The 19,278-nt window shown below is 68.6% G+C and carries 13 protein-coding genes and 1 tRNA gene; 4 read left to right on the forward strand and 10 right to left on the reverse strand.

Features of this window, described 5'->3' with window-relative positions:
* Positions 1–71 precede the first annotated feature (71 nt).
* The 5 genes from ACJ512_RS21030 to ACJ512_RS21050 all read right to left on the reverse strand — a co-directional run bounded on the left by ACJ512_RS21030 (position 72) and on the right by ACJ512_RS21050 (position 8,272).
* A complete protein-coding gene (locus ACJ512_RS21030) occupies positions 72–746 on the reverse strand; it encodes a hypothetical protein (RefSeq protein WP_407685794.1) in 675 nt (224 codons plus the stop codon).
* Positions 743–1,156, reverse strand: a complete 414-nt coding sequence (locus ACJ512_RS21035; RefSeq protein WP_407685793.1) for an acyl-CoA thioesterase — start codon at positions 1,154–1,156, stop codon at positions 743–745. The genes ACJ512_RS21030 and ACJ512_RS21035 overlap by 4 nt, the downstream gene beginning before the upstream one ends.
* Positions 1,153–5,994: an NAD-glutamate dehydrogenase gene (locus ACJ512_RS21040; protein WP_369737864.1), complete on the reverse strand. Its 4,842-nt coding sequence runs from the start codon at positions 5,992–5,994 to the stop codon at positions 1,153–1,155. Before ACJ512_RS21040 ends, ACJ512_RS21035 begins: the two co-directional genes overlap by 4 nt.
* A 44-nt stretch (positions 5,995–6,038) precedes the next feature.
* Complete coding sequence (ettA, locus tag ACJ512_RS21045; protein ID WP_407685792.1) at positions 6,039–7,715, reverse strand: energy-dependent translational throttle protein EttA; 1,677 nt, start codon at positions 7,713–7,715, stop codon at positions 6,039–6,041.
* Between the two features lie 80 nt (positions 7,716–7,795).
* Complete coding sequence (locus ACJ512_RS21050; RefSeq protein WP_369737862.1) at positions 7,796–8,272, reverse strand: single-stranded DNA-binding protein; 477 nt, start codon at positions 8,270–8,272, stop codon at positions 7,796–7,798.
* A 287-nt stretch (positions 8,273–8,559) separates the two neighbouring features.
* On the opposite strand from ACJ512_RS21050, the gene ACJ512_RS21055 reads away from it, so the two are divergent.
* Both ACJ512_RS21055 and ACJ512_RS21060 read left to right on the forward strand, forming a co-directional pair.
* Positions 8,560–8,805: a type II toxin-antitoxin system Phd/YefM family antitoxin gene (locus tag ACJ512_RS21055; protein WP_407685791.1), complete on the forward strand. Its 246-nt coding sequence runs from the start codon at positions 8,560–8,562 to the stop codon at positions 8,803–8,805.
* Positions 8,802–9,059, forward strand: a complete 258-nt coding sequence (locus ACJ512_RS21060; RefSeq protein ID WP_407685790.1) for a Txe/YoeB family addiction module toxin — start codon at positions 8,802–8,804, stop codon at positions 9,057–9,059. The genes ACJ512_RS21055 and ACJ512_RS21060 overlap by 4 nt, the downstream gene beginning before the upstream one ends.
* Here the strand turns inward: ACJ512_RS21060 and ACJ512_RS21065 are convergent.
* The 5 genes from ACJ512_RS21065 to lipQ form a co-directional block, all read right to left on the reverse strand.
* A complete protein-coding gene (locus ACJ512_RS21065) occupies positions 9,056–11,113 on the reverse strand; it encodes a cytochrome c oxidase assembly protein (RefSeq protein WP_407685789.1) in 2,058 nt (685 codons plus the stop codon). The genes ACJ512_RS21060 and ACJ512_RS21065 overlap by 4 nt on opposite strands.
* Before the next feature lie 29 nt (positions 11,114–11,142).
* Complete coding sequence (locus tag ACJ512_RS21070; RefSeq protein WP_407685788.1) at positions 11,143–13,497, reverse strand: glycerol-3-phosphate 1-O-acyltransferase; 2,355 nt, start codon at positions 13,495–13,497, stop codon at positions 11,143–11,145.
* Entirely contained in the window at positions 13,494–15,224 is a 1,731-nt protein-coding gene (locus ACJ512_RS21075) for an HAD-IB family hydrolase (RefSeq protein WP_407685787.1), read from the reverse strand. Before ACJ512_RS21075 ends, ACJ512_RS21070 begins: the two co-directional genes overlap by 4 nt.
* On the reverse strand, positions 15,221–16,702 hold the full coding sequence (locus tag ACJ512_RS21080) for a WS/DGAT/MGAT family O-acyltransferase (RefSeq protein WP_407685786.1): 1,482 nt from the start codon (positions 16,700–16,702) through the stop codon (positions 15,221–15,223). Before ACJ512_RS21080 ends, ACJ512_RS21075 begins: the two co-directional genes overlap by 4 nt.
* 146 nt (positions 16,703–16,848) lie before the next feature.
* Positions 16,849–18,096 (reverse strand): esterase LipQ, encoded by a 1,248-nt coding sequence (gene lipQ / locus ACJ512_RS21085; protein WP_407685785.1) that lies wholly within the window; start codon positions 18,094–18,096, stop codon positions 16,849–16,851.
* Positions 18,097–18,283: 187 nt separating this feature from the next.
* Between lipQ and ACJ512_RS21090 the strand changes: the two genes are divergently transcribed.
* Positions 18,284–18,357: transfer RNA gene (locus ACJ512_RS21090), tRNA-Arg, on the forward strand.
* Positions 18,358–18,825: 468 nt separating this feature from the next.
* Positions 18,826–19,269 carry a helix-turn-helix domain-containing protein gene (locus ACJ512_RS21095; RefSeq protein WP_461479831.1) on the forward strand — a complete coding sequence of 148 codons (444 nt, stop codon included), beginning with the start codon at positions 18,826–18,828 and terminating at the stop codon, positions 19,267–19,269.
* Positions 19,270–19,278: the final 9 nt, after the last annotated feature.

Consider the following 19,278-nt stretch of genomic DNA (forward strand, 5'->3'; position numbering starts at 1 on the left):
GTGGACGGTGAGCCAACCGGAATCGCCGCGACTGCGTTCCGCCCTTGTGGACGGCCCAGGGAACCTGATCCTCAGCGCAGCACCAGCGCCGGGTCGCCGCGACGCCGGTACACCGAGCCGAACCTGGCGTCGATGCGCAGCCAGTTCGGCATGGCGCGGACCCGGATGATCTCTTCGGCGGGAATGGCATCCGCCTGCTGTGGCAGGAATCCCATTGCGGTCAAAGCGAACACACAACGCATGGGCACACCTATCTCGACCTCGGCCGAACTGGCCCGGATGACCTCCTGGTCGAGCAGTGAGACGGGCGGGCCGTGGGAACTGCTGTGTTCCTTGGCAAGTCGCGCGCCGCGCTCGGCTAGGTCCAGCATCACCCGGGCCGGTACGTCGTCGACGTGGATGAAGCCGGATTCCGGGGGCAGTGCACCCCGCCAGGCCGAGTCCATCGAAAAGCCCGGATCCACGTAGCCCGAGGCGTCCATCGCGGCCAGGCCGCGCGCCAATCCGTCCGCGGCCACCGACAGGTCGCCGGGCCGCACGGTGCCCCCCACCACGCGACAGACCAGTACGTCGAAACCCGTTGCCACCCATGCGGTCACCAGCCCACCGGCCCGAGCACGCAACCGGATCACCGCCGTGTCGTCGAGTCGCAACGCGCGATCGACGAACGTGGCGAGGTCCGCTCGCTGGGCGGCACCGCCTTGCGGCCCCAGCCACAGTCCTCGCTCGGCTCCGCCTCCTGTCACCGCAGCCACCGTTGCAAGTACTCCCGTTGGTGTGGTGAGAGCCGCACCAGTCGCTGCTCCTCGATGTGGACCGCGGCCAGCTGCGACTCGGCGATGACAGCCGGCTTGGACTCGGGCGCGGCCCCGACCGAACGCACCTCGTAGCCCAGCGTGAAGTCGACCGTCCGCAACTGCTTGGTCCAGATGGTCACCTGCAGAGGCGAATCGGCGAGGCGCAGCTGCGCCTTGTAGGTGACCCGGACGTCGGCGATCAGCAACCCGACCGTGGCGATGTCGAGGGCGAACGGCTCGGCGAGGAACGGCACCCGCGCTTCTTCCAGGATCGTGACCATGGTGGCGTGGTTGATGTGCTGGTACATGTCGATGTCCGACCAGCGCACCGGCACGGGTGCGACGTAACCAACGCTCAACTCGACGAGCCCCTGCCGCTGGTGCGGGTCATGCGCCGGATCTGCCGCGCGGCCACCGACAGCGTCGCCAGATCCTTTGCCCCGCTCTCCTGGATCTCGGCCAGCGTCCGGCGGGCCCGTTCCACCCGCGAGGCGCTGAGGTGCTCCCACTCCGCGATCTTCTCCTCGCCGGTCTCGTCGGGCTCCCCGACGGCGAGCACATCGAAGCACAGCGAGCGCAGCGATGCGTAGATGTCGTCGCGAATGGCCAAGCGCGCCAACGAATGCCAGCGATCGTTGCGGGGCAGCTCGGATACCGCCGTGAGCAGCCCGTCGGTGCCGAGCCGGTCCATCAGGGCGAAGTAGGTGTCGGCGACCTCGGCGGCGTCGATTTCGTTGATGTCGGCGATGTCGATGATGTCGAGCAGGCTGAACCGGTACAGGCCGGCGGCGACCAGGTAGGCCAGATCCTCGGGCGTGCCCTGCGAGGAGTATTCGGCGGCTTCCTTTTCCACGATCGCCTTGTCGTCACCGCGCAGCCACTCCGACATGCGCGGGGTCAGCTCCTTGACCTTCGCGGCGAAGCGGTTGATCTCGGCGCCGACGGCAAGCGGCTGCGGGCGGTAGTTGAGCAGCCAGCGCCCGGATCGGTCGATCAGGCGCCTGGTGTCCAGCGTGAGCCGGTCCGACAGGGCCACCGGTATGTCCGACGCGCGGATCTGCCGCCAGAGGTCGCCCACCCCGAAGATGGCGTCGGTGGCCACGTAGGTGCGCACCGCGTCGACGGGCTGGACGCCGACGTCCTCGGCGATCCGGAAGGCGTAGCTGATGCCCCCGGTGTCCACCAGGTCGTTGATCAACATGGTGGTGACGAGCTCGCGGCGCAGCTGGTGGGCACGGATCTCCGGGGTGAACCGTTCCCGCAGCGGCGTCGGGAAGTAGAGCGGCAACCGGGAGCTGAACACGTCCTGCTCGGGCAGTTCGGTGCCCAGCATGTCCTCCTTGAGACCGAGCTTGACGTGCGCCATCAGCGTGCACAGCTCGGGCGAGGTGAGCCCGATGCCCGCCTCGGAGCGGCGGCGGATCTCCTTTTCCGACGGCAGCGCCTCCAGTTCGCGGTTGAGGCCGCGTTCTTCGACCAGGAACTTGATCTGGCGTTCGTGCACCGGCAGCAGGCTGGCCGCGTTGGAGCGGCTGGTGCCGATCAGGTCGTTCTGGTCCTCGTTGTCGGTGAGCACCAGCCGTGCCACCTCGTCGGTCATGGACTCCAGCAGCTCTTTGCGCTCGTCGGGGTCCACCTTGCCGGCGGTGACCAGCGCGTCGATCAGGATCTTGATGTTGACCTCGTGGTCCGAGCAGTCCACACCGGCGGAGTTGTCCATCGCGTCGGTGTTGATGCGCCCGCCCGACAGGTCGAACTCGACGCGACCCAGCGCCGTCACACCGAGGTTGCCTCCTTCGCCGATCACCTTGGCGCGCACCTGGTTTCCGTTGACGCGGACCGGGTCGTTGGCGCGGTCGCCCACGTCGGAGTCGGACTCGGATTCGGCCTTGATGTAGGTGCCGATCCCGCCGTTGAACAGCAGATCCACCGGCGCCTGCAGGATCGCCTTGATCAGGTTGGGCGGGGCCATCTCCTCGGAGTCGCCGTCGATGCCCAGCGCGGCGCGGACCTGCTCGCTGACCGGGATCGCCTTCTGCTCGCGGGCATACACGCCGCCACCCTCGCTGATCAGCGACTTGTCGTAGTCGTCCCAGCTGGAGCGCGCCTGGTCGAACAGCCGTCGGCGTTCCTCCCAGGACGCCTCGGGGTCGGGGTCCGGGTCGAGGAAGACGTGCCGGTGGTCGAAGGCGGCGATCAGCTTGATGTGCTTGCTCAGCAGCATGCCGTTGCCGAACACGTCGCCGCTCATGTCGCCGATGCCGACGACGGTGAAGTCCTCGGCCTGGGTGTCGACCCCCATCTCCCGGAAGTGCCGTCGGACCGCCTCCCACGCACCCTTGGCGGTGATGCCCATGGCCTTGTGGTCGTAGCCGACCGACCCGCCGGAGGCGAACGCGTCGCCCAGCCAGAACCCATAGGACTTGGCGACGTCGTTGGCGATGTCGGAGAACGTGGCGGTGCCTTTGTCCGCGGCCACCACCAGGTAGGCGTCGTCGCCATCGCGCCGCACCACCTCGGGCGGGGGGTTGACCTTCCCGGTGGAGTGGTCGACGTTGTCGGTGACCTCCAGCAGCCCGGAGATGAACAGCTGGTAGCAGGCCACACCTTCGGCGCGGGTGGCGTCCCGGTCGGCGGCGGGATCACCGGTGGGCAGCGGCGGGCCCTTGACGATGAACCCGCCCTTGGCGCCGACCGGCACGATCACGGCGTTCTTCACCGCCTGCGCCTTGACCAGGCCCAGGATCTCGGTGCGGAAGTCGTCGCGGCGGTCCGACCAGCGCAACCCGCCGCGGGCCACCGGGCCGAACCTCAGGTGCACACCCTCGACGCGGGGGGAATACACGAAGATCTCGTATTTGGGCCGCGGCAGCGGCAACTCGTCGATCAGTTGCGCGTCCAGCTTGAGCGCCAGCACGTTCTGGGCGCGGGCCGAACCCTCTTTCGTCACAAAGTAATTGGTGCGCAGCGTGGCCTGGACCAGCGACGCGAAGGCGCGCAGGATGCGGTCGGTGTCCAGGCTGCGCAGCGCGTCGATGTCCGCGGCGACCGCGTTGGCCGCCGATTGCGCGTCGCGGCTCCCGGAAGATCCCTGGGGGTTGAACAGCGCCTCGAACAGTGCGACGAGCGACCGCGCCGTCGACGGGTGGTCGTTGAGCACCGCCTCGATGTGGGACTGGCTGTAGGGAAACCCGGCCTGCCGCAGGTATTTCGTGTAGGCGCGCAGCAGCACGACCTGCTGCCAGGCCAGGCCCGCGCGCATCACCAACTCGTTGAATCGGTCGATCTCGACGCGGCCCTGCCAGATCGCGGTGACCGCGTCGGCGAACCGTTGTGCCGTCGCGTCGCGCTCTTCGGTCGACGACGCCTGCGGGATGGTCGGGTGCGGTGAGATCTTGAACTGGTAGATCCACACCGGCAGCTCGTCGGCCCGGGTGACGGTGAACGGCCGCTCCTCGAGCACGTCGACCCCCATGCTCTGCAGCATCGGGAGCAGCTGACTCAGCGACGCGGTGTGCCCTCCCAGGAACCAGGTGAGCTGGGCGAGCCCCTCTTCGCCGCTGTCGGAGAACACCAGCTTGACCGAGTCGTCGCTCAGCTCGTTGATGATGCGGATGTGGTCGATGGCGTCGGCGGGCGCGACGGCCTGCTTGTAGGCCTCGGGGAAGGCGGCCGCGTAGTGCTCGGCGTCCGCCTGTGCGACGGTGTCGTCGGCCGCGGCGCCATGCAGCCGGTCGGACCAGGTTTGGGCGGCTTCGCTCAGCATCGCCTGGATCCGGACCCGGTTCTCTTCGGAGGTGTCGACCGGAGCGACGGCGACACCTTCCTGTTTCGGAGGCAGCCGCACCATGAAATGCATCAGTGCCCATGGGGATTCGCTGACACGCGCGGTGAATTCGAGTCGTGTCCCGCCGAATTCGCGCACCAGGATGTCCTCGATCTGGCGCCGCACCGGTGTGGTGTAGCGGTCGCGGGCCACATAGACCAGGCAGGAGACGAAGTACTGGAGCCGGTCGGCGCGCAGGAACAACAATGCGCGCCGCTGGGATCCCAGGTCGACCACGGCTTTGGCCATCGCTAACAGCCGTTCGGCGCTCAGGGTGAACAATTCCGACCGCGGGACGGTCTGGATGACGTCGAGAAGGAGCTGCCCGGGATAGGCGGGGTCGCTGTCGGCCATCGTGAGCACCTCGCGGACCCGGTGCGAGACCATCGGGATCTCCAGCACGTCCGCGTTCATGGCTGTGATGGTGAAGAGCCCGACGAAGCGGTGCTCGACGATGCCGTCGTCGACGTACTCGCGGACCCCGATGGCGTACGGGTAGGCACCGTAGCGCAGATAGCTGCCGACCACGGACTGGGCCAGGACCAGCAGTTGGTCGTCGTCGGTCAACCGGGGCCGGGAACCGGTGCGTGTCCGCAGCACGCCGAGGCCCCTCGACCCGTCGCCGGAGACCTCGCTGTCGTGCACCTGGCAGCGCTGATAGCCCAGCAGCAGGAAGTTCCCGTCGGCCAGCCAGCGCAGCAGTGCGGCCACTTCGTCGCGGTCCGGTGCGGCGAAATGGTCGTCGGAGTTGGCTTCGACGGCGGCGGTCACCTGCTCGAGCGCGGCGATCAGATCCGTTGCGTCGCTGGCGACCTGCTGGACGTCGGCCAGCACCTTGGACAGCAGCCGCTCGAGTTCGGCGAGGGCCTTGGTGTCGACGGCCGGGGACAGCTGCACGTGTATCCACGCCTCGCCGTCATACGGTGACGCGCCGGCGGGCTTCGGCCCGATGCCGCGCAGGTCCCCCTCGGGGCTGCGCCGCACCTCGAACACCGGGGTCATGATGGCCGCGTAGGCGACACCGAGGCGGTGCAGCAGCACCGTGACGGAGTCCATCAGCATCCCGCCGTGGTCGGTGACGACCTGCAGCGCAGGCCCGAACCCCGCGGGATCGTCCAGGGGGTATACGGCCACGCAGCTTTCGCCGGCCGGGCGGTGCTCGCCGAGCCGATAGTGCGCACCGAGCATCGCCGGGGTCACGATGGCGGCGGGCAGGCTCGGATCGATCGGCCCGGCTTCCCCGAGCTCGTCGGTGTGCGGACCGCGATAGCTCTCGAGGTAGGCCGTCGAGATCCACTCGGGAATGTCCTCGTCCTCGGAGAACGTGGTCCACGGCTGAATGTCCTGCTTAGCCCCGGGATCGATCGTCATGCCGATTGCTCCCAACTTGCGACGGATGTCAGCGCGGGCCGACGTCAGCCGCGCGTCAACTTGCGGTGGGTCACTCTGTGCGGACGCGCGGCCTCGGCGCCCAGCCGGTCAATCTTGTTTTCCTCGTAGGCCCCGAAGTTGCCCTCGAACCAGAACCACTTGGCCTCGTTGTCCTCGTCGCCCTCCCACGCCAGGATGTGCGTGCAGGTGCGGTCGAGAAACCAGCGATCGTGGGAGATCACCACCGCGCAGCCGGGGAAGTTCTCCAGGGCGTTCTCCAGCGAGCTCAGCGTTTCGACGTCCAGGTCGTTGGTCGGCTCGTCGAGCAGGATCAGGTTGCCGCCCTGCTTGAGCGTCAGCGCGAGGTTGAGCCTGTTGCGCTCGCCACCGGAGAGCACCCCCGCCGGCTTCTGCTGGTCGGGTCCCTTGAACCCGAACGCCGACACGTAGGCCCGAGACGGCACCTCGCTCTGGCCGACCTCGATGTAGTCGAGCCCGTCCGAGACGACTTCCCACACGGTCATTTTGGGGTCGATGCCGGCGCGGTCCTGGTCGACGTAGCTGAGCTTGACCGTTTCGCCGACCTTGACGGTGCCGCTGTCCGGCTCCTCGAGACCCACGATGGTTTTGAACAGCGTGGTCTTGCCGACACCATTGGGGCCGATGACGCCGACGATGCCGTTGCGCGGCAGGGTGAACGAGAGGTCCTTGATCAGGGTGCGTCCGCCGAAGCCCTTGTCGAGGTGGGCCACCTCGACCACCACGTTGCCCAGTCGCGGCCCGACCGGAATCTGGATCTCCTCGAAGTCGAGCTTCCGCGTCTTTTCGGCCTCGGCGACCATTTCCTCGTAGCGCTGCAGTCGCGCCTTGCCTTTGGCCTGACGCGCCTTGGTGCCGGACCGGACCCACGCCAGCTCGTCGGCCAGCCGTTTCTGCAGCTTGGCGTCTTTGCGGCCCTGCACCGACAGCCGCTCGGCCTTCTTCTCCAGGTAGGTCGAGTAGTTGCCTTCGTAGGGGTAGGCGCGGCCGCGGTCCAGCTCGAGGATCCACTGGGCGACGTTGTCGAGGAAGTAGCGGTCGTGGGTCACCGCCAGCACCGCCCCCGCATAGGAGGCCAGGTGCTGCTCGAGCCACTGCACGCTCTCGGCGTCCAGGTGGTTGGTCGGTTCGTCCAGTAACAGCAGGTCGGGCTTGGACAACAGCAGCTTGCACAACGCCACCCGGCGACGCTCACCGCCGGACAGATTGGTCACCGGCTCGTCGGGCGGCGGGCAGCGCAGCGCGTCCATGGCCTGCTCGAGCTGCGAGTCGAGGTCCCACGCGTCGGCGTGGTCGAGGTCCTCCTGCAGCCGCCCCATTTCCTCCATCAACTCGTCGGAGTAGTCGGTGGCCATGAGTTCGGCGACCTCGTTGAAACGGTCCAGCTTGACTTTGATGTCGCCCAGGCCCTCTTCGACGTTGCCGCGAACCGTCTTCTCCTCGTTCAGCGGCGGCTCCTGCTGCAGGATGCCGACGGTGGCGCCGGCGGCCAGGAACGCGTCACCGTTGTTGGGTTTGTCCAGTCCGGCCATGATCCGCAAGACGCTCGACTTGCCGGCGCCGTTGGGGCCGACGACACCGATCTTGGCGCCCGGGTAGAAGCTCAGCGTGACGTCGTCCAAGATGACCTTGTCGCCGTGCGCCTTGCGGACCTTCTTCATCGTGTAGATGAACTCAGCCATGCCGCGGTTTTGCCTTTCTGGTCTTGCAAAATGATCTCGCGGACCATCCTAGGCATCGCCCGACGGCGCCGGGCCGGCCGCTAGGCCGACAGCGGCAGCGGGTTGCCGCCCGCGGCGTCGTCGTCGGCGGCGGCGGCGTCCTCGGCCGGTTTGCCGTCGGCGGCGGCCTCCGCCGGGGCAGGAGCCGGTTCCGGACCGGTGTACCCGGGCTTTTCGATGCGCACCAGGGCGCGCGACAGGTCCGGCCCGACCGCGATGGCCCGCATCTCCAGCGAGGAACGGCGGTTGCCGTCGCGGTCCTCGTACTCGCTGGTGTACACGTGTCCGGTCGCAATCACCGGCGCTCCCTTGCCCAGCGCGGCACCCACGCCGGTCACCAGCTTGCCCCAGCAGTTGACCGTGATGAACAGCGAGTTGCCCGGCTCCCAGCCACCGTCACCGGTGCGGCGACGGGAATTGCTGGCCACCCGGAACTTGATGAGCTCCTGGTCACCGACCCGGCGGCGCTGGGGGTCGTTGACGATGTGACCGACTACGGTAAGCGGAGTTTCGAACATTGGCTGATCCCTTTCTCGATTTCTCTGTCATGGCTTGGTGAACAGGTCACCGCCCTATACGACCGCCATTCAGCTCGGGACCACCGACGGACTCGGTCGCCGACGGGGCCCGCGCGCCGGCACTGTGGATAAAACGGTGACTGTGGATCAGTCCGTCGGTGAGTCAGATCGATACTTTTGCCGCGGCTTTCGAGAAACACACAGCACTGGCGGGACGGCGTCGCTGCAGGCCCCTCGGACCGACCTATGTGGTACCATATCTTGTACCACTAGCAAGGAGGCCCTCGGTGGCAATCACCGCAAGCGAGGCGCGCAAGAACCTGTTCCCCCTGATCGAGAGGGTCAACGCCGACCGGACGCCGGTCGAGATCACATCGAAGGCTGGTCGCGCCGTGCTGATGTCCGCCGAGGACTGGGAAGCATGGCAGGAGACGGCATACCTGTTCAGCTCTCCGGCCAATGCCCGCCGGCTCCTCGATGCTGCTGACGCCCTGGACCAGGGCCGCGGGATCCGGGCCGAACCCGCCGAGTGAACATCGTCTTCTCACCACAGGCGTGGGAGGACTACCAGCATTGGCAGACCGTCGACCGTGCGGTGCTCAAGCGGATCAACAAGCTCATCGCGGACACCTGTCGGTCGCCGCAGGAAGGCATCGGTAAGCCGGAGCCGTTGAGATACGGGCTCGCCGGCGCCTGGTCTCGGCGGATAACCCAGGAGCATCGGCTCGTCTACCGCGTCGTCGGCGATGATCTGCAGATTCTCCAGGCCCGGTATCACTACCTCTAGCGCAGTTCTGTCGTCTCATGCCGCGCGAGCCGGGCCAGCATCGCGTTGTAGGCGGTCAGGCCCGCGTCGTCGTCGCGTTCGGCCGCCCGGTCCAACCGCCGGGCCATGCGGTCGTCGCTGCGCGCCCACTGGATCAGCAACGCCAGCATCACGATCACCAGGGGGCCTTCGCCGGCCGCCCAGGCGATGGCGCCGCCCAACCGCTGATCGCCAAACAGGTCGGTGTGCCAGCCCAGCCCCAGTGACCGGTAGTAGTCGGCGCCGAGGACTCGTCGGGTGCCCATCAGCACCACCCCGAAGAACGCGTGCAGCGGCAACAACGCGAACACCACGCCGACCTTGGCCAGCGGCGGGATCGGGCGCGGCGTGGGGTCCACCCCGATGACGATCCAGTAGAACAGGTAGCCGCTGAGCAGGAAATGCACGTTCATCGCCAGATGCCCGGCGTGACTGCTCACCGCGGTGTCGAACAGGCTCGAGAAGTACAACCCGTAGAAACCGGCGACGAAGAGGACCGTGGCCACGACCGGGTTGGTGAGGAACCGGGAACAGCGGCTGTGCAGTGCGGCCAACAACCATTCCCGCACACCCGGGGGATCGTCACGACCGGCGGCCGGCAGCGCGCGCAGCGCCAGGCTGACCGGGGCGCCCAGCACGAGCAGGATCGGGACCAGCATCGACAACCCCATGTGGGCGACCATGTGCATGCTGAACATCGCCGGCATGTACCGGCCGACGCCCGAGGACGTCATGAACAACAGGGTCAGGCACCCGAGCAGCCACGCCAGCGTCCGGCCCGCCGGCCACCGGTCGCCGCGCCGGCGCAGCCGCACCACCGCCGCCACGTACACCGCGGCGAAGACGATCGCGGCCGTGCCGAAGATCAGGTCGAAACGCCAGTCGAACAGGACGCGCGCCGTGGTCGGCGGCCCGTCGAAGTTGTAGCCGACCTCGGCTTCCGCCGGCGAGGGCAGCCGGATCGGCGGCGGCGGGGGCGGTGTGCGGCCCAACCCGACGGCGATGCCGAAGGTCAGACCGAACACCGCGGCTTCCATCAGCGCGAGCCGAATCAGGGCCCGGCGCGCGTGCGGCGGGCTCGCGTCGTCGCGCAGCGCGGCGACCCCCGAGCGGCGCTGACGCCAGCCGAGGACGCCCAGCAGGCACAGCGCCAGGAATTTGCCGACGACCAGTCGCCCGTAGGAGGTGGTCAGCAGGTCCGACGGCAGCAACCGCACCAGGGCGTTCATCACCCCGCTCACGCCCATGGCCATCCAGCACCACAGCGCGATCGCCGAGAACCGCCGCGCTGCCAGGCCCAGGTGGTCACCTCCACGCAGGGCGTGGGCCAGCAACGCGAGCAGGCCGCCGGCCCACAGGCCGGCAGCGACCAGGTGGATCAGCAGGCTGTTGGTCGCCAGATCGTGCGAGCCGCCGGCCGAGGAGTGTCCGGTCAGCGCCAGCGGGATCAGGGTCAGCAGCGACGCGCCCAACAGCGGCGCCGTCCACGACCAGCGCAGCACCGACACGCTGGCCAGCGTGACCAGCGCGGCCAGGATCGCCGTCCAGCGCCACGCGGAGGCGGTGGTGACCAGGCCGGCCGACGACCACAGCGTGAGCGGGTTGAGGCGCTCGCTCAACGGTTGGCCCGACACGTCGGAGATGGTCAGCGGGACCAGCAACGCGGCGCACACCGCCCACACCCCGGACGCCCACGTCCCCGTGCGGAGCGCACGGTAGCCGCCGGCGTCCAGCACGCCGCTCTTCTGCGGGGGCACCAGGAAGGCGGCGAACAGGAAGGAACCGACGGCCAGGACCGTGGCAACCTCGCCCGCCGCGCGGACGAACGGCAGCCCCAGCGTGGTGGCCGGCCCCGGATCGGGCAGGCCGGTGTCGAGCAGCGCATCGGCCAGCGCCAACGCCCCGATGCCGGCCGCCGTGCATCCCGCCAGCACCGCGACACCGACCAGCAGCGGCCACACCTGCGCAGGGTGCTTGGCGGCGCCCCTCGTCGCGCGGGTGCCGGGGGCGTTGCCGGCGGGCGGGGCGACCGTCATGGGTCCAGCGTATGGACGGCGCGCTGCGGTCAGTCGGTTCGGCTGTCCCGGCGGTCCTGGCGCGCCTTGAACTCGCGGGCGACGAACTGCTCGCGCGCGAGCCGACCGATGTGGTCGGAATCCCGCAGCACGTTCCGCAACTCGCGCCGGAAGGCGACCCGCCGTTCGGTCAGGTCGGCTCCGGGGCCGATCAAGCCCTGGTCCTCGACGACCTGGCGCGCGGTGGCGAACAGCAGCGTCGAGACCGATTCGCTGCTGCGGATGCGGGTCTGCGCCACGTACTGGCGCCCCACCCCGAGAGCCAGCTCCGTCAGATCCTTCTGGTTGATGTCCGGCGGCGCGTCGCGCAGCACGTCGGCGACGATCTCGTAGGCCTCGAAGAACACCCGCAGCATGGCGTCGGCCATCAGCGGATGCTTGGCGAACAGCATCGCGTCGATCTCGTCTCCCCCGGCGGCGACGTGGGACTCCCAGTCGTCGTGCCACGCCATCTCTTCGGCGATGTTTTGCCGGAACGTCGCCGAGTCGGCGAAATAGAAGTCGAACTTGAGCAGGTCCCGCAGCCGCATCGCCTGCGCCCAGAACGCCTCCATGCGGTCGCCGCCGGCGTGGCGCGCGTGCGCGAGCGCGAGTTCGACGATGGAGGTTTCCAGGAAGGCGTGGATCACCGAGTTCCGGTAGAACGCGGCGGCGTGTTCGTCCTCGGGCGCGATCTGCCACACCGGCTCCCGGCCGCCGTCGACCCGGGTGATCGGGTGACCGTTGGACAGCGCGTCGACCGCGGCGCGCACGCCCGCCCGGGTGCGCAGCCGCAGCGCGCTCGTCGAGACCGGGGTGTGCTTGCGTTCCAGGTAGTCCAGGGAGGCCTGCAGGGTGTGGTGCAGCTGGCCGAGCGTGAGCGCCGCGCCGCGGGTGGTCAGCAGCAGCGCGCACACCAACCCCGTCGCGGTGACGGGGGTGGCCTGCAGGATTCGCCATGCGACCTCGAACGACATCTTCTGCAGGGCAAGTTTTTTGGCGTCCCGGTCGTGGTTGAGCGGACCTTGCTGCGGGCCGAGGTACTGGCGCATCGACACGGCCTCGGGGAAGCGGACGTAGATCTTGCCGTAGTTGCGTTCGCCCTGCGCCCTGATGAAGTTGTACAGCCAGCCGATCCCCTCGGGGGTCTTCTCCCCGCCGCGGGCGTAAGCGGCGTACTCGGCCGTCTCGTGCAGCTGGTCGAAGCTGATCGACACCGGCTGCAGCAGGATGTCCTCGCTGCGGCCGTCGAGGTAGGCGTCGGCCACGTAGGCCAGCAGGCCGAGCTTGGGCGGCAGCATCTTGCCCGTCCGCGAGCGGGTGCCCTCGATGGACCAGCTCAGGTTGAACCGCTTCTCGACGATGTAGCCGACGTACTCGCGCAGGACGTACTTGTAGAGCGGATTGTCGGCGATGTTGCGGCGGATGAAGATGACCCCGGACCGGCGCAGCAGCGGGCCCATCAACCCGAACGACAGGTTGATGCCGGCGAACACGTGCACCGGCGGCAGCCGGTTCTCCTGCATCGCCACCGGCACCACCGCGCCGTCGATGTAGGACCGGTGCGAGAACAGCAGCACCGCCGGGTGCGCTTCCAGCCCGGAGCGCATGGCCGCCACCTGGTACTCGTCGTAGTCGAGCTCGGGATCGAATCCGCGGCTGATCGCCCGGCCGAGCACGGACACCAGGTCGACCGACACCCTGCTCCACCCGGTGGCGAGTTCGTCGAGCATCTTCCCGGCTTCCTCGACGGTGGCGCCCGGGATCTTCTGCAGGCCGGCACGAAACCGCGCCGACGCCAGGATCTCCGGCTTGAGCAGCCGCGGAGACTTGTACTGCGGCCCGAGGATGCGGTACTCGACGCGCTCGATCGCCAGGATCGCGCGGCGGACGACGAACCCGGCGAAATCGCGCGGATCCTCCCCCACCGTGGTGTCGCGCCACTGCTGGCGCAGCTCGGAAACCTTGGCAGGCTCGCCGGCCACCACCCGCGCACGGCCGGGAGCGTCGCGCCGGATACGGCGTTGCCGGCGCTGGTTGGGGTGGTAGGGATCCAGGCCGGGCAGCAGGCCCGCCACCTTGGCGAGCCGGCCGCGATCCGGGGGCGGCAACCAGAACACCTGAACCGGCACGATCGAACGGTCGTCACCGGATTCGAGCTGCTGCGCCAGCGCGGTCAGCTCCGACGGCGGTGCGTCGGGTTCGGGCAGCCGCAGCACGTCGACCCGGGTCCCCGGGTGGTCGGCGCGCTGCCGTTCCACCCAGGTCGTGATCAGCTCCATCTCGACCGGCGAGGCCATGGACGCCAACACCAGCGAATCCTGAGCGCTGAGGACTGCGCTGGTGTCTGCGGCCGGTTCGCTCACGCGCGCCCTCGGGGCCCGGATTCGGGTGTATCCTCGCCGGGGCCGGGGGCCTTCGGCTGGGCTTTCGCCGCGGCCTTCTGAGCCGGAGCCTTCTTCGCCGGAGCCTTCTTCGCCGGAGCCTTCTTGGCCGCAGCTTTCTTGGCTGGGGCCTTCTTGGCCGGGGCCTTCTTCGCTGGGGCTTTCTTGGCCGGGGCCTTCTTGGCCGCTTTCGTCTTGTACAGATCGGATTCGGGCAGCTCGTCGGCGGGCCAGTCGGCCAGCGTGTCCAGATACAGCCGGCGCACCGCAGCGATGCGCTCGGGCAGCGTCTCGACCGTCCAGTCGTCCACCGGGATCGGCGGGAACACCGCCACGTCGACCGTGCCCGGGTTGATGGTGGTGGAGTTGCGCGCGGCGACGACCTCGGCGTTGCGGATCACGATCGGCACGATCGGGATGCCGACGGACATCGCGATGCGGAACGCGCCCTTCTTGAAGGGTCCGACCTCGGTGGTGTCCACGCGGGTGCCCTCGGGGGCGATCACGACCGAGAGTCCTTTTCTGGCGAGCTCTTCGATCTGGTGCAGCGACTCCACGGCGGCGCTCGGATCGTCGCGGTCGATGAACGCGGCGTCCATCGCCTTGCCGATCGTGCCCATGATCGGGTCCTTGGCCAGTTCCTTCTTGCCCACGGCGGTCCAGTTGTCGCGCACCAGCGCGCCGACCATGACGGGGTCGACCTGGTTGCGGTGGTTGAAGATGAACACCGCCGGGCGCTGCGCGGTCAGGTTCTCCCGGCCGATGACGTTCATCTGGACACCGGTGGTGGCGAGCAGCACCTGGGAGAAGGTGGAGGTGAAGAAGTTGACCCCGCGCCGCCGGCTGCGGGTGAGCATCCCGATCCCCACCGCGCCGGTGGCGATCGGGAACAGCGAACCGAAACCGGCCAGCGTGCGCAGTTGCCGGCGGAGGCCGACCGGTCCGCGACTGTTGAACCGCAGGATCGGCCAGCCGCGCCGCTTGGCCACCGCGGCCATCTTGCCCTCGGGGTTGGTCGGCCGCGGATTGCCGACCAGGTACATCAGGGCGACGTCCTCGTCGCCGTCGGCGTAGAAGTAGCTGTCCTTGAGGTCGATGCCGTTCTCGGCGGCGAACCGCTGCACCGCGGCGGCCTTGCCGGGCCCCCACAGGATGGGCTTCTGAACGCCGCCGGTGAGCATGCCGTCCTCGGTGGTCTCGAACTTGTTGGTGAGCATGTTGGTGATGCCGAGGAATCGGGCCACCGGGTTGACCTGGATGGTCAGCGCCGACGAGCTGAGCACCACGGTGTGTCCACGCGCCACGTGCGCCCGCACCAGTTCGCGCATCTCGGGGTAGATGCGGCCCTCGATCCGCTGCACGAACAGGCGCTCGCCGATCTCCTCGAGGTCGTCGATCAGCCGCCCGGCCAGCGCGGAGGCAGCCTTGCCGATGAGGTCCTCGAACTCGATGCGCCCGAGCGTGTGGTTCAGACCCGCCTGCACCATGCTGAGCAGCTCCCCCACCCCCATGTCGCGGCGCAGCAGACGCTCCTGGGTGAGGATGACCGCGGTGAAGCCGGCGACCAGGGTCCCGTCCAGGTCGAAGAACGCCCCGATCTTGGGCCCCGGTGGGCTGGCCATGATCTCGGCAACCGATCCGGGCAGTCGCATGTCCGTCGCCGGTTTCTGCATGTCGCGTTCGGTCCCCTGCTCCTCGGATGCGCTCATGATCCCGCCACCGATCGCGACGCCGCCGCGGCCGGCTCGCCGAACGAGGCGGGCACCGCGCGGGGCGCCGGGTCGCCGGCCAGCGCCAGGATCTCGTCGAAACCCTCCAGCAGGCACTGGGCGAACAACGGCTCGTCGCGGATCGCCGCCCTGTCGTAGCGGACGGTGATCGTGCACCACCCGCCCCGAGAGATCAGCACCGCCATCATCGCCACGCCGGGCAGCGGGCCGATGCCGTACTGGCGCAGGACTTTCGCGCCGGCGAGGTAGGTGTCCCCCGGGTAGACCGGGAGGTTGCTGGCCTGGACGTCGGAGCCGATCACCGAGCCGGTGATCCCCTGCAGCACGGCGGTCGGCAGCACGCTGAGCACCGGCGCGAGGGAGCCGACGATGTTCATCGCGGGCTCGTCGCGGCGCTGGGTCATCTGGGCGCGGATCTTGCGCATCCGGGAAACCGGGTCGGCGGTGCCCAGCGGCGCCGCCAGGTTGACTCCGGTGAACCGGTTGCCCCCGGCCGCGTCGGCGTCGGCTCGCAGGTTCACCGGTACCGCCATCGGCAGCGTGCTGACCGGCACGCCGAGGGCCTCGTGGTAGCGACGCAGGGCCCCGGACAGACCGGCGAGGTAGGCGTCGTTGATCGATCCCCCGCCGGCCTTGGCGGCTTTGTGCAGGTCGGCGAGCAGAATGTCGATCGCCTCGGTGCGGGTGGCCAGGCTGCGCCGGCGCAGCAGCGGCGACGGCTCGGCGGCCCGGTTGAGCACCCGCATCCCCGACATGGCGTAGCCCACGATCCCCGAGACCGTCGACGTCGGCTCCAGCACCACCCGCCCGGCCGTCGAGACGGCACCGGACACCGCGCCCAGGACGCCACCGAGCACCGACAGGGGAATCCGGTTGATGCCCTGCCGCATCAACTCGTTGGGCGTCAGGTCCTGCGGAACGGGCAGCGGCGGCGTCGGCCTGGGCGGGGGGTTGCGTTCGAGGTCGTAGATCTCGGCGAACATCGCCACGCCACCGACGCCGTCGGTGACGGCGTGGCTGACGTGCAGCAGCGTCGCGGCCCTCCCGTCAGGCAGGCCCTCCACCAGGGTGGCCGTCCACAGCGGCCGGGAGATGTCCATCGGTGACTGCAGGATCACCTCGGCGAGGTCGAACACCTCGCGCAGCGTGCCCGGCCCGGACACCCGCACGCGGCGCACGTGGAAGTCCAGGTTGAAATCGGGATCGACGACCCAGCGCGGCGCCGCCGTCGGCAAGGTCGGGACGACCACCTTCTGCCGCAGCCGCAGCACCCGGCGCGAGGCATTCTCGAAGCGGGTGCGAAAGGTGTCCCAGTCCGGTGTCGCGTCAAGGAATTCCAGGGCCATGATGCCCGAGCGGGTCCGGGGATTGGCCTCGCCCCGATGCATCAGGTAGTCGACCGGTCCAAGCTCGTCGGACAATTTCACGACGGCCACGGAATCGTTGGCCTCAGCCATGATCACCAACTCGACGTGCCATACGTGTCACCGCCGACCAAGCCTCTCACCTCGGACCAATCGCCACCACAACGCTAGTCGGGTTGACGGGCTGGTGAAAAGGCACGATCCGGTCGCGGGCCCCGCGCCGGCGACGGGTCCGGACGTCAGCTGGCGGACGTGACCGCCAGCGGCAGCGAATCCATCAGCGCGCTCGAGCGCCGCCCGTAGACCACACCGAAGAAGTCGGCGACGGCGTCGGCGGCCAGCCGCGAGCGCAGCGTCGGGGTGATGTCGAAGGCGTGGTGGGCGTTGGCGAGCTCGGCGTAGCCAACCGTGGGTGCGCCGGCCGCGCGCAGCGCCGCACAGAAGGAGCGGGCCTGGCCGCAGGGAACGATTTCGTCCTTCTCGCCGTGGAGCACGAAGAACGGCGGAGCCTCGGGGTGGACGTAGGAGATCGGGGACGCCGCCTCGAACCGCTCGGGGGCGCTGGCGTAGCGGGCTTTCATCACGAACTGCTCGAGGAACGGCAGCATCAGATCGTGCATGTTGTCGGCGTCGACGAAGTCGTAGACCCCGTAGTAGGGCGCGACGGCCTGGACCGTGGTGTCGGCGCGTTCGAATCCGGGTTGGAACCTCGGATCGTTGGGCGTGAGCGCGGCCAGTGACGCCAGGTGCCCGCCGGCCGAGCCGCCGGTCATCGCGATGAAGTCGGGGTCGCCGCCGTAGTCGGCGATGTTCTCGCGGACCCAGGCGATCGCACGCTTGACGTCGATCAGGTGCGCCGGGAACGTGCAGCGCGGGCTCTTGCTGTAGTTGATCGAGACGCAGATCCAGCCGAGTTCGGCCATCCGGCTCATCAGCGTGTAGGCCTGAACCCGTTTGTCGCCGACGGTCCATGCGCCGCCCGGCACCTGGATCAGCACCGGGGCGCGGCTGCCGGGTGCCACGTCGGGGCCCCGCCAGATGTCGAGCAGGTGCGCGGTGCCACCGGGACCGTAGGAGATGTCGGAGGTGTGGCCCGCGTAGCGGCGGTGCGGGCCGGGCCGTTGGAAGAGGCCGTCGCGGGGGGTGCGCTGCGACGTACGGCAGGTCGGATGCGACACCTGGTCGCGAAAGTCGGGCCCCAAAGCGTCCTCGAGGGCCGCGGTGAGGGCCTGATCGGCGCGCTGTGCCGCCCAGGTGGTGGCGACCCGGCCGACGGCCGGGTGGGCCACCCGCGACAACGCGTGTCCGGTCACCACGTGGGGCGGAAATTCCGTGGACAGCCAGCCCGCGACCCAGCCGAGCGCGAACGGCGAACCGCGCAGCAGCAGCGCGCTGGCACGGCAGGTATCCCTGGCATCGGCCGCCAGTCGCAGCGCGTGGGCACTGGCCCGCGAGCACCGCGAAGCCACATCTATGGCCACGCTCATAGCTATGCCACCCCTCGACGTCAGGCACACGCCACATTGCGGTTAACGGCTCATGTCCAGCCGATGTTGTACGTGTGTCGAGGGTCACTACCCTAACCGATAATCGCGGCGGCGGAAGCCCTTTCGGGCGCGTCGTGTTGCTCCGGCCGAACCGCCGACGTCCGTTGGCTAGACTGACGTGCACATTGCCTCCGTAGCTCAGGTGGATAGAGCAAGGGCCTTCTAATCCCTAGGTCGCACGTTCGAGTCGTGCCGGGGGCACTGGTCAGAGCTGGTATCAGCGCGTTGCGTACCCGCACCAGCAGATTCGCCCAAGCGTTCGAACCCACCTCCTGTCAACCGGTTGACGCCACCGCCCGCCCTTACCGCAACTTTTGAAATGTAATCAGCGTGAAGTGTTGAGCGGGCGGGATACGGCCAGGGATATTTTCGCGTTCGCGTGCGTGACGCCTCACCGCGTGCCGTGTGCTGGGCTTGGTCGTATGAGCCTCACTTTCTATGCGCTGCTGTGGGCTCATCCGGGGGCGGATGAGGCGCTGATCGCATACGAAGACAGGGTCTTGGACCTGGTCCCCGAGCACGGTGGCCGCGTCGTACAGCGGTCCCGAAGCGACGGCGCCGACGGACGGCCCCTAGTGTCCTGCGCCATTAATTCGTTACATAATTGTAATCGATGGGCTTCGGCGGCGTTCCGCAACGAATCACGTTGGTGGATGGGATGATTCGTGTATGGCATCACGTGGGCGACCGACGGCGGAGTTGGCCTTGACCGAGGAGGAGCGTGAGACTCTGGTTCGGTGGTCACGGCGGCCGAAGTCGTCGCAGGCATTGGCGTTGCGGTCACGGATCATCCTGGCCTGCGGCGAGGGTTTGTCCAACAAGGCGGTGGCCGCGAAATTGGGTGTGTCACAGCCCACGGTGGGCAAATGGCGTACCCGGTTTGTCGACAAGCGGCTCGATGGGCTGGTCGACGAGCCGCGTACCGGTCGCCCGCCGTCGATCCTGTTGGACAAGGTCGAAGAGGTGATCGTGACGACGCTGGAACACAAGCCGGCCAACGCGACACACTGGTCGCGGACCTCGATGGCAAAGCGCAGCGGCCTGTCGCCCTCGACGATCGGGCGGATCTGGCGCAAGTTCGAGCTGAAACCGCATTTACTAAGGAGTTCGTAAATAAGTCGA

This window comes from Mycobacterium cajalii (genome assembly GCF_045809005.2).
Classification (GTDB): domain Bacteria; phylum Actinomycetota; class Actinomycetes; order Mycobacteriales; family Mycobacteriaceae; genus Mycobacterium.

Bases quoted from the DNA above. Each gene is read 5' to 3' on its own strand.
- ACJ512_RS21075 (WP_407685787.1), bottom strand. From the start codon at position 15,224: ATGAGCGCATCCGAGGAGCAGGGGACCGAACGCGACATGCAGAAACCG.
- ACJ512_RS21080 (WP_407685786.1), bottom strand. From the start codon at position 16,702: ATGGCTGAGGCCAACGATTCCGTGGCCGTCGTGAAATTGTCCGACGAG.
- lipQ (WP_407685785.1), bottom strand. From the start codon at position 18,096: ATGAGCGTGGCCATAGATGTGGCTTCGCGGTGCTCGCGGGCCAGTGCC.
- ACJ512_RS21050 (WP_369737862.1), bottom strand. From the start codon at position 8,272: ATGTTCGAAACTCCGCTTACCGTAGTCGGTCACATCGTCAACGACCCC.
- ACJ512_RS21095 (WP_461479831.1), top strand. From the start codon at position 18,826: ATGGCATCACGTGGGCGACCGACGGCGGAGTTGGCCTTGACCGAGGAG.
- ACJ512_RS21065 (WP_407685789.1), bottom strand. From the start codon at position 11,113: ATGACGGTCGCCCCGCCCGCCGGCAACGCCCCCGGCACCCGCGCGACG.
- ettA (WP_407685792.1), bottom strand. From the start codon at position 7,715: ATGGCTGAGTTCATCTACACGATGAAGAAGGTCCGCAAGGCGCACGGC.
- ACJ512_RS21040 (WP_369737864.1), bottom strand. From the start codon at position 5,994: ATGACGATCGATCCCGGGGCTAAGCAGGACATTCAGCCGTGGACCACG.